The sequence below is a fragment of the Actinacidiphila cocklensis genome (genome assembly GCF_907177275.1).
Classification (GTDB): Bacteria; Actinomycetota; Actinomycetes; order Streptomycetales; family Streptomycetaceae; genus Actinacidiphila; species Actinacidiphila cocklensis.
In genome coordinates this window covers 1-14,618 of sequence record NZ_CAJSLV010000102.1, presented here as the reverse complement: position 1 = coordinate 14,618, position 14,618 = coordinate 1, and the positions used below count along the sequence as shown (strand labels likewise).

3 protein-coding genes and 2 pseudogenes are annotated in these 14,618 nt (G+C 66.4%); 4 read left to right on the top strand and 1 reads right to left on the bottom strand.

Annotated features, from left to right (window positions below):
• Positions 1-133: 133 nt before the first annotated feature.
• Positions 134-600: pseudogene (locus tag NFU81_RS35130) on the bottom strand (lamin tail domain-containing protein).
• A gap of 1,412 nt (positions 601-2,012) precedes the next feature.
• On the opposite strand from NFU81_RS35130, the gene NFU81_RS35125 reads away from it, so the two are divergent.
• The 4 genes and pseudogenes from NFU81_RS35125 to NFU81_RS35110 form a co-directional block, all read left to right on the top strand.
• A complete protein-coding gene (locus NFU81_RS35125) occupies positions 2,013-6,248 on the top strand; it encodes a laminin G domain-containing protein (RefSeq protein WP_251499506.1) in 4,236 nt (1,411 codons plus the stop codon).
• Between the two features lie 637 nt (positions 6,249-6,885).
• Positions 6,886-13,422, top strand: coding sequence for a polymorphic toxin-type HINT domain-containing protein (locus NFU81_RS35120; RefSeq protein WP_251499503.1), 6,537 nt, complete (start codon positions 6,886-6,888; stop codon positions 13,420-13,422).
• A 19-nt stretch (positions 13,423-13,441) separates the two neighbouring features.
• Positions 13,442-13,858, top strand: a complete 417-nt coding sequence (locus tag NFU81_RS35115; RefSeq protein WP_251499501.1) for a hypothetical protein — start codon at positions 13,442-13,444, stop codon at positions 13,856-13,858.
• Between the two features lie 256 nt (positions 13,859-14,114).
• Positions 14,115-14,453: pseudogene (locus NFU81_RS35110) on the top strand (transposase family protein); the annotation flags it as partial.
• Positions 14,454-14,618: the final 165 nt, after the last annotated feature.

The following is a 14,618-nucleotide window of genomic DNA, read 5'->3' as shown; positions in this document are numbered from 1 at the left end:
TCTCGTTGAGCCGGGCATGGGCAGGCAGGCGCCTGTGTCGCCGCGGGCGGCTCGAGTGCCCCGCCGCCGGCCCGAGAGGAGCGGTGGCGGGGCGGGGCAGCCGACCTAGGGTCCGGGCACCTTGCGGATGGTGTCAGCGGTGGTGGCGGTGGCCCCAGGACGTGCTGTCGGCGATCCGGCCGTGGCTGTCGCGCAGGGTCGCGGTGTCGTGGTCGTTGTTCCAGACGTAAGCGCGGCGGTCCTGGTAGACGTTCGCAGCCGTGTCGTGTCCGACGCCGGTGTGGACGCGGACCGAGGAGTGGCCGGCCAGCCACAGGTGCGTGAACCGGTAGCTGTGGCGGGACTCGTCCGACAGCGTCCAGCCGGACAGATTCACCGCCCTGCGGCCGGTGTTGACCACCGTCACCCACTCCGCGTTCAGGGAGGCGTTGCTGCGGTTGTCGCGTCCGGGGCTGTCGTACTGGAGGGCCCCAGCACCTGCGGGTGCGACTGCTGGTGGTGCCGGCCGTGGTCCGCGGCCGTGGCCGGAAGCGCCGCGGCGCCCAGCAGGACGCCGGCAGCCGGAGCGGTCGCGGCAAGACGGGAAACGAGACGGGACACGCAAGTCCCCTTTCGTGCAGGGCGCAGCCATTTGGGCCGTGCCAGTGGTACTCGCCATCGGCACATCCGCCGGGGCACCACCACGATCACCGTACTGCCACCTAGAGCAGTCGACGAGCCACGCAATGTTACAGATCGCGGACCTGTGCGTGACCCTCACCTGCACGCCGCACCCAGCGCACAGCCCGGGCGTGCCGCACACCACCCGCCCGAGCAACGACCCGGCAACCGCCGCCGACCAAGCCGAATCCGCCACTCACCAGCCACCCCCGGCCACCTGGAACAGGTGTACGCCCTCAGGGGCATGCCACGGCCGCCGTCGGTAACAACGGCGACCGAAGGAGCCGGCGCACGCAATTCGGCCAGTACGTGCCACCCGTTCCCGTCGGCGCATCGCCGACGCCATAGCGGCCGATCGCCTCTCCGCGCCCAGCAGCTTGATGCACCCGACACCGTGCCCCAGAGCTCGCATGGCCATCACCAGGGCAGGCTGGGTGTTCACGGGCCTCGCCTTCTTAGGAAACCGGCGGCCAGCAGCGACGCGGTTTCCTGGCCACACCTGGAGGTGGTGCAGGTCACTTCCTGTCGTACACGAGTGCTGGAGTAGACGAGGTGCATCACGGCCTGCGGTTTCCCTGCGGCTTCGGCGTACTGGTGCGGCGCTGTCCACCATGCGGGTGGTCGTCGCCTATCCACTGGTTCGTCCACAACGACGAGCGCACAGTCGGCGGCCCCCAGGCGTTGCGTTCTGCGGCGCACGTTGATAGCGCGACACCGGTCGGATTTGCAGAGCGCGTTGACCGCCCCTTGCTGTATCGCTGTTGCCCCGGCCCGCGGCACACTCTGCGGCGGCAGACGGGGCCGACTGGCGGGGTAGGGCTGAGTGGCGGCCCGGCAGGTGACATGGCATCACTAGTTCAAGAGCTGGTAAATCCCAGCCCGCGTTCGAACCAAAGCGGCTGACGCTCCTCCGCTTCTACGCGAGGTCAGTATGGGCGAAAAGAGCAATAGCGGCATGCCCAAAAAGATCGTAGTTGGTAGCTATATCCTGAACGCGTGTGAGATTCCACACGTCACGCAGGGCTACAATCCTCGGCACGCACAGCTGGGTTGCGTGTAACGCACCGTTGACTCACCGTGTTCCAGCCTGTTGGATCCGTTCACTTGTATGTGGATTATGTGAACGGTCCGTGGGGGCTCGGTTGTTGGGGTGGGTGGGGAGCGGGCGTTCCGCTCGTGGGGCTCGTTGGCGTAAAGCTGCAGCTCAGGTAGGTGTGCTGGCGGTGCTGGCGGGGGCGGCACTATCGGCAGGTGACACGGTGGCAGTGGCTGATGAGCCCGTACCGGTCGGTGACACGACGGCTGGCGCTCCGAGTTCGGCGGCACCAGTGGACTCGCCGGAGTCGCTGGCGGTGGACGCAGCCCGTAAGTCGGGCAAGGCCGTGCCGGTCACAGCGATGACGGATGAGAACACCGACGTCTCAGCGCAGCCGGACGGGACGCTGGTTGCGACGATCCACGCGAGTCCGGTGCGGACCCGCAAGGCCGGCGCATGGACGGCGATCGACACGACATTGCAGGCCGCGCCGGATGGCGGGGTTGCGCCCAAGGCGGTGCTTCCGGGCCTGGAGTTCTCCGGCGGCGGGTCGCAGCCGCTGGTGCGGATATCGAGGGCGGGCAAGGAGTTGGCCCTGTCGTGGCCCGACCCGCTGCCGAAGCCGGTGCTTGACGGGGATACGGCGGAGTACCGCGACGTCCTGCCGGACGTCGACCTGCGGATGACGGCGACCGTCGACGGCTACACGCAGCTGGTGGTCATCAAGACCGCCGAAGCGGCGAAGAACCCGGCGCTGGCACAACTCCACCTGGGGATGTCGAGCACGGACCTGGTGATGCAGGAGAATGCCGACGGATCGTTGTCGGCGGTGGACGGTCCCGGAGGCGGGACGGTCTTCGAGGTGCAGCAGCCGATGATGTTCGACTCGTCCGCGGCCGCGCAGGACGGCCCTGGCACTGCTCAGGCGACGCAGGCTCCGGCAGGCGCTCGCGCCGCTGGTACGACCGGTGCGGCAGATGATCCCGCGGATGGTGGGGCTCACGCCGCCGCGGTGGATGTGCAGATCGCCGACGACCAGTCGTCGCTGACCCTCACCCCGGACCAGGGCCTGCTGACCGCGCCGGGCACGGTGTATCCGGTGATGATCGACCCGGAAACAGATGCGCCGCACCCGGGTGGCTGGGCGGGCATCTCGCGGGCCAACCCGGCGCAGGAATTCTGGAAGTTCAGCTACAACGGCACCCACGTCGAAGACTTCGGCACCGGGTACTGCGCGGCGCCGGCCTGTTCGGCCAACGACGTCAAGCGGGTGATGTACTCGATCCCCGTGCACGGCCGGGGATTCAACGGCAAGAACATCCTGGCGGCTGAGTTCGACGTGAAGGAGTCGCACTCCTACAGCTGCACGAAGGAACCGGTACAGCTGTACACGACGGGTGCTATCAGTACAGCCACGAACTGGAACAACTCCAGCTCGACGACGGGCACGACGCCGTTCTGGGGCCAGTACCTGCAGACGATCACCGACGCGAAGGGCTGGAGTTCGTCCTCGTGCCCTGCGGCGAACCTGGAGTTCGGCAACATCGACCCCAAGGTGTCGACGACGTTGAAGTCCAAGGTCCAACAGGCCGCCGACAACAACTGGACCAACCTCACCCTAGGCCTCAAAGCGCAGGACGAGACGGATCCGGACGCGTGGAAGCGGTTCACGGACGACGCGACTCTGCAGGTTATGTACAACCTGCCGCCGTCGCAGGCGCTGCCGAAGAATCTGACGATGACGCCGGGATCGGTGTGCCAGCCGCTGCCGATCCTGATCAACAAGTGGCCGACCCTGATCGCCCGGGCCTACGACCCGGACGGTGACCAGATCGGTGTGCAGTTCGCAGTGTCCTGGGATAACGGTGACGGTGCCAAGTTCGCGCGGCACTGGTTCTCAACCGAGAAAGAGGGCAACACCCCGTCGTACCGCAAGGCATCCGGGTCCCTGTTCTCTGTCGCCTTGCCCCCACAGAGCGGCGTCACCAGTACCACGAAGATAGGCTGGGAGGTGCGGGTCTGGGACGGTTACCAGTGGGGTTCGTGGAGTTCGGCGGGCGACCCGACCGACTGCTACTTCAAGGTCGATACGGTCGCTCCGGCGGGACCGGTGGTGACGTCTTCGGCCTTTCCTGGCAGTTCGGACACCGATCCCGACGGCATCGCCAATTTGCCGTGGACCGACGGGGTCGGAAAGTACGGCACGTTCACCTTCGACACCGCCGCGACCGATGCGGTGAAGTACGAGTACGGGCTGGACGCACCGGCTTCTGCCGCCCACACGGTCGCCACCTCGGGCGGCGCTCCCGCGTCCGTGCGGCTCCTGCAGCAGGAAGAGGGTTTGCACAACCTCTCGGTGAGAGCTCTCGACGCATCCGGGAACGCCTCTTCGGTGTCCTCCTACGTCTTCAACGTGAAGGCCGGCCAGACACAGCATGAGGGCTGGGCGATGGACGATGCAGCCGGGACGGGCAGCTTGGCCGGTTCCGGAGGTTCGTTCCAGGCCACAGTGGCGGGTGCGGCGGCCGGTGGCGCTGTCGGCCACGCGGGCACCGCGTTGTCGCTGCCTGGCGGGCTCGCCTCCGACGGGACGCCCGCGGACTACGCCTCGACAAGCGGCGCGGTGGTAGACACCTCCGGCAGCTTCACGGTCTCGGCCTGGGTGAATCTCGCCGACGCCAGCACCGCCCGGGCCGCGGTCAGCCAGAACGGCTCGTACATCGGCGGCTTCAGCCTGGGTCTGTACGACGGCAAGTGGACGTTCAAGACATCGACCCAGGACGCCCCGGGCTACATGTGGCAGTCGGCTGCGTCCACCCAGCCGGTGGTCACCGGCACGTGGACCCACCTGACGGGTGTGTACAACCAGGCGGCGCACACCGAGACCGTCTACGTCAATGGCGTTCCCTCGGCTGCCGTCGCGGTGCCGGTGGCGCCGATGGCGACCGGTGCGCTGCAGTTCGGGCGGATCCTGTGGAAGGGTCCCTACGCCGACGCGTGGCAGGGCTCGGTGGATGACGTCCACCTGTGGAACCGGGCGCTGACCGCGTCGGAGGCGGCGGGTCTTGCAGCGGACACGGCGGTGACTACCGGCGTGCCGGCCAAGGCGGTCTTCAGCATGGATCAGAGCGGCGGCACGATGATCGGCACCGGTGAAGCATCGGACGCCGCCATCCGGGGGACGGTAACCACCGGAGTGATCCGGACAGCAGACAAAGCGGTGCACTTCGGCACCGACGGCTCGGCAGTCACCAGCCGACCGCAAGTCGACGGCACCAGAACCTTCTCGGTGTCGGCCTGGGTCCGGATCCCGAACCCCGCGGCCGGCGACACGTCATCGAAGATCGCCGTGACCCAGAACGGCGTGTACAACTCGGAGTTCTCCCTGTACTACTCCACGTACTACCAGCGGTGGATCTTCGGACGCTACGCGGAGGACACGGCCACGGCCACGCTGACCCGCACCATGCAGACGAACTGCACGGGCAACGCAAGCAGCGGAACGAAGTGCATCGGCTCGGACGGCGGCGAGTGGACCCACCTGGTGGGCGTCTCGGACGCGACCGCACACCAGAATCAGCTGTACGTCAACGGCTATCTGGTCAGCACCACCCCCTACACCCAGACCACCCCCTGGCCAACCCCGGGCGGTCTGGAACTGGGCGCGGACAACCGTGCCGGGGTCGACGCGGAATTCCTCGGCGGCGACATCGACGACGCCCGCGCCTTCGACCGGATCCTGACCGGCTCCGAAATCCAGACGATGATCCAGCAAAGCCCCCAGCCGGCGGGACGGTGGAAGTTCAACGACGCCACCAGCGCCACACCACGGGTGTCGCCGGACGACCTGAATGCACACCCAGCTTCACTGTCCGAGACAGCCGCGATCTCGACCAACAACCCGTGGATCGGAACAGGCGCGCTCAGCCTGAGCGGTCCGACCAGCTACGCGGCAACGCAAAGTGCGCCCCTCGACACCGACGAAGGCTTCACTTTTGCCGGGTGGACACAGTTCGCCGCCGCCCCGGACCAGGACGGCACCGTACTCTCGCTCGGCGACGGCACGGACAACGCCGTGACCGTGCGGTGGCACTATCTGCGCACCGACCACATTCCGGACCTGCCAGCCGACTTCGACACGATCGAGGGCGAGTGGCAGGCGGAGTCGGTCTCGGGAGGAACCACCCGGGTGCACACCGTGGTCCGCCAGTCGGCCGTCGGTCAGGCGGGTGTCTGGACTCACCTGGCGGTGACCTATGACGCCTTCTCCAACCAACTGGCCCTGTATGTGAACGGGCAGTTGGAGGAGAAGCTGTGCGACGACGAGGACAACCCCGGCACGTGCACCAACGACGTCTCGTACGCGGGAGCCAACCAGCCGTTCGAGGCGACGTCCGGCCTGAAGTTCGGTCCCCTGCAGTCAGCCGCTGGCACGGACCATTCGTTGTCCGGGCAGATCGATGACGTCTGGGCCTACCGGGGCGTGCTGACTCCCGCGCAGATCGCCTCGCTGATCACTCCCGTCGAACTCGACAGCACCACCGGCACGTAAGCGGATCCTGCAAGCCGGCGCCCACCCAACCATTTGGGCGGGCGCCGGCCAGGAGCTCACCCGCGGCTGTTCCCAGTGACTTCGCCCGGCCTGTGGCCGGCACGACCAGCTCTGCCCAGTTCCGGCCGGCCAGAGCAGGGAGATCCTCACGATGCGCATCACCCCGGCGCTGTGGCGCCGCACCCCACGGCGGATAGCCACCGTCATGTCCGCAGCCCTGATCGCCACCACGCTGCAAGCGCTGCCCGGCGCCCTCACACAGGCGTCGGCCGACTCCAGCGGCCTCTCGAAGGTTTCGTTGGAAAAGCCGGTCAAGGGTGTGAACGCCAAGGTCAAGCCGCGCCCGGCTGACCGCACCGTTTCCCGACCGCGTGCCCCGAAGAAGACGTGGCCGGCCGCCGGGACGGCGTCGGTGCAGTTGCCTGTGCCGGTTGACTCCCCGGCGAAGGCAGCCCCTGGTGCAACCCGCGCCACCGGATCGGCTGTGCGGGCCGGTTCGCTACCGGTGTCCCTGGCCGCCGTGGCCTCCGCCACGGATGGCGCCTCGAGGGCGGCAGCTTCGTCGCCCAGCGCGCCCAAGCAAGCGACGGTCCGCGTCCTGGACCACGCGGCGGCCGCGAAGGCCGGGATTGACGGTGTGCTGTTCACTGTCGCCGGCAGCAGTGGGCAGGGCACCACAAAGGCCCAGGTCGCAGTGGATTACAGCGCGTTCGCTGACGCGGCAGGTGGCGGCTACGGGGAGCGGCTGCACCTGGTGCAGCTGCCCGCGTGCGTGCTGACCACACCCGAGAAGGCACAGTGCCGCACCGCGACCCCGCTCGCCGGCGCCAACGACGCCGAGAAGCAGACCGTCACTGCGGATGCGGTCGCGGTGCCCGCGGTGACTCCCTTGTCGGCTGCACCACTGACCGTATCGCCGCTCAGCGCGACCTCGAATGTGACCGTGCTGGCCGCGACAACCTCGGCAGCCGGCCCATCGGGGGACTACAAGGCGACGCCGCTGTCGGCAGCGTCGACCTGGAGCACCGGTCTGAACAGCGGCTCCTTCTCCTGGAACTACTCCATGCCGGTGCCGTCCGTGCCGGGCGGGCTCTCACCGAGCGTCGGCCTGTCGTACTCGTCGGGGTCGATCGACGGGCGGACCGCGAACGCCAACAACCAGGGCTCATGGGCCGGTGACGGCTTCGACATGGACCCCGGGTTCGTGGAGCGCTCCTACAAGTCCTGCGGTGACGACGGGATCAAGACCAATGGTGTCGAGCCCGGTGACCTGTGCTGGGCGTACGACAACGCCACGATCAGCTTCGGCGGCCACTCCGGGCAGCTGATCCCGTTCGCGAAGGACGAGTGGCGGATCTCGGGTGACGACGGCACGAAGGTGCTGCGGCTGCGGGACACGGCCCGCGGCAACGGGGACGACGACGGCGAGTACTTCGAAGCGATCACTACCAACGGCACCCGCTACTACTTCGGCTACAACCGTCTGCTCAACTGGGCGTCGGGCAGGGCGGAGACGAAGTCGGTGGAGACCGTGCCGGTCTTCGGCGACGACGCGGGCGAGCCCTGCCACGCCGATGCATTCGCGGACTCCTGGTGCCAGCAGGGCTGGCGGTGGAACCTCGACCTGGTCATCGACACCAACGGCGACGATGTCACGTACTGGTACAACCCGGAGTCCAACTCCTACGGCCGGAACCTGAAGTCGACCGACGACACCCCGTATGTCCGGGCGGCGACGCTGGACCACATCGAGTACGGCCAGCAGCAGGGCGACATCTACTCCGCCACCGTCAAGCCGATGGCCCGGGTCGACTTCGCCACCGCCGAGCGCTGCCTGGAGACGACGGCGGCGCTGTGCGATCCGGCGAGCATCGACACCAACCGGCAGTACTGGTACGACACCCCGTGGGACATGAACTGCAAGGCCGGCACGACGTGCGACGCCGGCCGCTACTCGCCGGCGTTCTTCACCCGGACACGCCTGACGAAGGTGACGACGTCCACGCTGCAGTCGGACGGTACGTACAAGCCGATCGACAGCTGGGACCTGCACCACAAGTGGGGCACCGCGGATGCCGACTACCAGTTGCTGCTGGACAAGATCACGCACACCGGCCTGGCCGGCACCACCCCGATCACGCTGCCGCCCACCACGCTGGACTACGCCGAGCGGATCGGGCGGCTGGACAAGACCGGAGACGGCCGATCCCCGTTCTACAAGCAGCGGCTGAGCATGATCGCCGACGAGATCGGCGGGCAGATCGACGTCAACTACTCCCAGCCCGCCTGCGACTGGAGCAGCCTGCCGACGCCGCAGACCAATACCACGCACTGCTTTCCGCAGATGTACCAGGCCTCGGACGACGTGCCGGTGACCACCGAGTGGTTCAACAAGTACGTCGTGGACTCGGTGATCGCCACCGACCGCACCGGCGGGGCACCTGACATGGTCACCCACTACACCTACCTCGACGGCGGCGCCTGGGCGTTCGACGACGACGAGGGCATCACCAAGGAGAAGCTCAAGACGTGGTCGCAGTGGCGCGGCCATGGCCACGTGCGGGTGCAGACCGGCGGCGTGTCGGCGATGTCGACGCAGACCGACCACTACTTCCTGCGCGGCATGGACGGTGACCGCTCCGACCCCGCGGACACGACCAAGACCCGCGACGTCACCGTGCAGGACATCGTCCTCGGTTCACTGATCGACGACCAGGCCTGGGCGGGCTTCGAATACCGCACCGACAGCTACGACGCCCCCGGCGGGAAGGTGCTGTCCCGCAGGGCGAGCTGGCCGTGGAGGAAGCAGACGGCCAAGAGGGTCCGCGACTGGGGCACCACCACCGCCAACCTGACCGGCACCACCACCGCCCACTCCTACACCTCGCTGGACAACGGCGCCGGCACCCAGTGGACGGAGGTCCGCAGCAACACCACCTTCGACGACTACGGCCGGCCCACCCTGGTGGAAAAGCTCGGCGACATGGGCGAGAGCAGCGACGACACCTGCACCCGCACCACCTACGCCGACAACACGGCCGACTGGATCCTCACCGGGGCCATCCACACCGAGACGGTCGCCGGCAACTGCGCGGCCAACCCGAACCGCGACACCCAGCCCGATGGGACGTCGGCCGTCATCTCCGACACCCGCATCCGCTACGACGGCCACGCCTACGGCGTCGCGCCGACCCGCGGTCTGGCCACGCTGACCGAGACGATGAAGTCCCGCAACGGCATCATCGCCACCTACCTGGACAACGCCGCCACCTACGACCTCTACGGCCGGCAGCTGACCGCCACGGCGTTGGCTTCCACCAGCGTGTTCAACCCGACCGACGAGTCCAAGGCCCCGGTCACCACCGCGGCGACCAGCCCCCGCACGACCACGACGGCCTATTCCCCGACCACGGGAAGGCCGACGACCACCGTGGTGACCACGCCACCGGGAACTGCGGGCGTGGCGTCAAGCGCGCAGACCACCACGACCGCCATCGACCTGCTGCGCGGCCTGCCCTATATCACCCTCGATACCAACTCCAAGCGCACCGACATCCAGTACGACGCGCTGGGCCGGGTGCTGAAGGTCTGGCAGCCTGACAATCTCAAGGGCTCCAATACGACGCCCAGCACGGAGTACGTCTACACCAACAGCGATAGCGTCATCGCGTCGATCACGACCAAAACGATCAACAACAACAAGTCCCAGGACAGCGCCTACACCCTCTACGACGGCTTCGGCCGCATCCGGCAGACCCAGGAGCCCGGGCAGGACAGCGGACGGGTCCTGACCGACACGTTCTACGACGAGCGCGGCCAAGCCGCCCTGACCTATGCCCCCTACTACTCCACCGGGGCGCCGTCAGGGACGCTGCTCAAGGTCGAGGACACCACCGGGGTGGAGACCCAGACCGCCACCACCTTCGACGGGCTCGGCCGCCCGGTGAAGAGCAGCCTGCTCAAGGGCAACGGCGTCGGCACCCCCCTGTGGTCCACCACCACCTCCTACGGCGGGACCAGCACCACTGTCACCCCGCCCAAGGGCGGCACCCCCACCACCACGATCACCGACGCAACCGGCCGCACGACCGAGCTGCGCCAGTACAAGGCAGCCACCCCCACCGGCGCCTACGACTCCACGACCTACGGATACGACCCAGCAGGGCACCAGAACAAGCTCACCGACCCGTCGGGCAACGTGTGGACGTGGACCTACGACCAGCTCGGGCGCCAGGTCAAGGCCGTAGACCCCGACAGCGGCACCACCACCAAGGAGTACAACGACCGCGGGGAACTGGTCTCCACCACCGATATGCGGGGCAAGACCGTCGTCCACGTCTACGACAACCTCTCCCGGGAAACCGAGACCCACGACGGCACCGCCACCGGCCCGCTGCTGACCTCCCAGACCTGGGATCCGACCGGCAACAAGGGCCAGATCGCCTCCACCACCCGGTACGCGAACATCGGTGGCACGACCTACCAGTACAAGACCGCCAACAACGCCTACGACGCCCTCTACCGGCTCACGAAGTCCACCCTCACCGTCCCCTCGGTCCCCGGGCAGGAGGGCCTGGCCGGCAGCTATGTAAGCGGCAGCTCCTACAACCTCGACGGTACCGTCCAGGCCACCGGCTACCCGGCCGCCGGCAGCCTCACCGCCGAGGGTGTCGCCTACACCTACGATTCCCTGCACCGCGTCACCGCCATCGGCAGCAGCCCGCTGACCTACCTCACCGGCCAGACCTACAGCATCACCGACAAGCCGATACGGTCCACGCTGAGCACCGGCGGCAAAACCGTGCAGGTGTACAACTCCTACGAGTGGGGCACCCAGCGCCTGGCCGGGAGCCTGACCGAACAGCAGGACATCACCGGCGCCGCCCGCTCCACCACCTACACCTACGACGACGCAGGCAACGTCACCTCGCTGCGGGACACCTCCCGTACCGGCACCGACCAGCAGTGCTTCCAGTACGACCACCTCGGCCGCCTCACCGAGGCCTTCACCCCCGCCACCACCACCTGCCCCACCACCCCGAACGGCACGGCACTCGGCGGCCCGGCACCGTACTGGTCCAGCTACACCTACAACACCGACGGCACCCGCAACACCGAAACCGACCACAACCCGGCAGGCGACACCGCCGCAGACACCACCAGCGGCTACGACTACCCCGCTGCCGGGCACGGCCCCCACACCCTCGCCGGCGTCACCGCCACCACCGGCACTACCACCCCGGTCCAGCAGACCTACGACTACGACGCCGACGGCAACACCACCGCCCGCCACCTGGTCACCGCCCCCAACCAAACCGACGACCAAACCCTGGTATGGGGCACCGAGAACCGCCTCGACCACGTCACCGACACCATCACCACCACCTCGGGCACAGGCAACACCACCACCGGCAAAACCACCGACTACGTCTACGACACCAGCGGTAACCGCCTGACCGAGCACACCCTCGACACCGCCAACCCCTCAACCGAGAACACCACCCTGTTCCTCGGCAACACCGAAGTGAACTTCGTCAAGGGCGCCGCCAAGGCCACCGCCACCCGCTACTACCCCCTCGGCTCAGCGGTCGCCGTCCGCACCAACGACAACAAAGTCACCTTCCAGATCACCGACGCCCACGGCACCGCCGACGCCAACATCGACGCCACCACCGGCGCCCTCACCCAGCACTACGAAACCCCCTTCGGCCAAGACCGCGGCCCCACCCCCACCACCTGGGCCGGCACCAGAGGCTTCCTCGGCGGCACCAAAGACACCGCCACCCGACTCACCCACCTCGGCGCCCGCGACTACGACCCCACCACCGCCCGCTTCACCTCCATCGACCCCCTCCTCAACACCGCAGACCCCCAATCCCTCACCGGCTACACCTACAGCAACAACAACCCACTGACACTCAGCGACCCCTCAGGCCTCATTCCTCTCGGCCCCACCGACGGCGGCACGACCGAGGACTATCAGTGGTCGAAACAACAGGACTACCACGACAAAAAGCAGCAAGGACCTGACCGCTACCACGGCGGAAGCGGATACTTCAACGATGGCCACGGCTTCGTCTGGAGGGACGTTGCCTGGATCTCCAATCTTTCGGTCGATGGCAGGGCAATCAGATACGTGCCCGCATATTCGAATGGCCCCGCCGCGACCGAGCAAGATGTTGTGGATCGGGATCGATCGCAAGAACGCCCCAGCGGTATCGGTGGGTTCTTCTACTCCGCTCTCGGGCTCCAGGACATGGCCGACTGCGCAGGCGGCTCTCTAGAAGGCTGCACGCTAACAGGTTTGAACCTCCTTCCCGGCGGAGATGAAGTGCGAGCCGGGTACGACGCACTAAGGAAGGGCATAAGCAAAGAAAAAGGGCCAAAAATTGGCTGCACCAACAGCTTTGATCCCCAGACCCCGGTCCTGCTCGAAAAGGGAAACACCAAGCCCATAGGCGCGATCAAGCCGGGCGATCACGTCGAGACCGGTGACCCGACAACGGGAAAACACGTGGGATCGCGCACGGTCACAGCTACACACGTGAACCGTGACGCCGACCTCGTCGACCTTCTCTTCAAGGACTCCAAAGGCCGCACCTCGACGCTGCACACCACGTCACATCACCCCTTCTGGGACGAAACGACCCACGAATGGGTCCAGGCTGGAGTCTTCCTCCCAGGCCACGACCTGATCACTGCAGCAGACCAGACCGTGACAGTTTCCGCTATTCACCACCTCCCCAGCCCCTCCAAGAACATGTACAACCTGACCGTGGACGAACTCCACACGTACTATGTTCTGGCGGGCACGACGCCGGTCCTGGTCCACAACGACGACGCGAGCTTGTGCAAGCTGCTAGGAATAAATCAAGTTGAGCTCAACAAGCTTGTTGGAGATGCCTACCGCGACCACATCGCAGACTCCATGAGGCAACGCGGATTGAATGTAGTCACAGAGGAGCAGGCGCCAGATCTGCTAAATTTTGACACGCCGTACGGCGAACGCCAATACGACATTGGACTACTCGACTCCAACGGAAATGTGACTCATTACATCGAGACCAAGTCTGGCGATGTCGGAAAAAATAAACTTCAATCCAAGAAAGATGCATGGCTGGAGCAGAATCGCGGCATCAATATAACTTACGTTTACGATGGCTACGGTCAGTGAATAACAATAGGAGTGGTCCATGGCTTTCGAGTACGGCGCCCTTGGTAGATCAGAAGGTGGGACCGCCATCGAGGAACTGTGCGGACTAATGGAACACCTCACATCTGGCGTTCCTGGCGTTACGCACGGCGAAATAAAGCAGGGAGACGGATGGGCGTCCGCGAGGGTTGGACACTCCACTCCGGATGGAGAATACCTTGAGCAGAATGTTCAGGTGAGCATCGGGGGTGAAATTGTCGAAGTATTCCTCGAGGAAGCGCATGAGATTTTGTCGGACGAGGTACTAGCAGGGCGAAATATAATGCTCACGATTTCCGCATCAGGCCTCATGAATGCTACTATCGCGGATCAAATAGTCGCATATTCCGAAAATCACTGGCAAGGAATTCCCTGGGATGAGGTTTCGGGTTTTCAAACCTCCTTCAAGCGGCCGTAGTGGGGGGGACCGCGAAGTGCTCATCGACCCCGGCGCCGCTGCGCGGTTGCCGCCAACTACTGGGGAAGGCCACCACTTGGCATGCGTCCGCTTGTATCACCAGGACGCCTTCCGGCCCGTGCGGCCGCAGAGTACCGCCACTCGCCGCGGCAGCAATGTCGATGACCGAGAGGACGCCGTCGTCCGGGTCTGTACGGTCTTCGGCTCTGTTCCGTAGTCGGTGGTGACGGTCGGTGGCAGGTGTCGTTGAACTCGTATGCGAGATGTCAACGCCCTGGTGGCGACGGTGTTTTCAGGGCTTTCTGGGCTGGTCATCGACGATGTGGTGGACGACGGCGAGGTGATCCGGGTAGCCGCTCGGACCCCGAATGTTCCCTTCCCCTGCCCGATGTGTGGGGTCCCGACGGGCAAAGTGCACGGCTACCACGGCCGGACGGTTGCAGACGTGCCGGTCGACGGCCGGCAGGTCGTCATCAAGGTCCAGGTGCGGCGCCTGGTCTGTCCGGTCCTGGGCTGCCGTCGGCAAACCTTCCGCGAGCAGGTCCCTGGGCTGCTGGAGCGTCTGCAGCGCCGCACCACGCGTCTGACCAGCCAGTCTCGGGAGGGTGTTCACTGAAGTGTGTAGGAGTTGATCTTGCTGGGTGGTGGGCGGGCCCCGGCTCGCTACGCACAGTGAGTATCGAGAAGTCTGAGTTGATGCAGGATCACATGCCGCAGGGGCGGCAGGAGGAGGCCGCGCGGCGGCTCGCGGGGGTGCTCT

Excerpts from the sequence above, each read along its gene's own strand:
- NFU81_RS35115 (WP_251499501.1), top strand. The coding sequence starts at position 13,442 with ATGGCTTTCGAGTACGGCGCCCTTGGTAGATCAGAAGGTGGGACCGCC.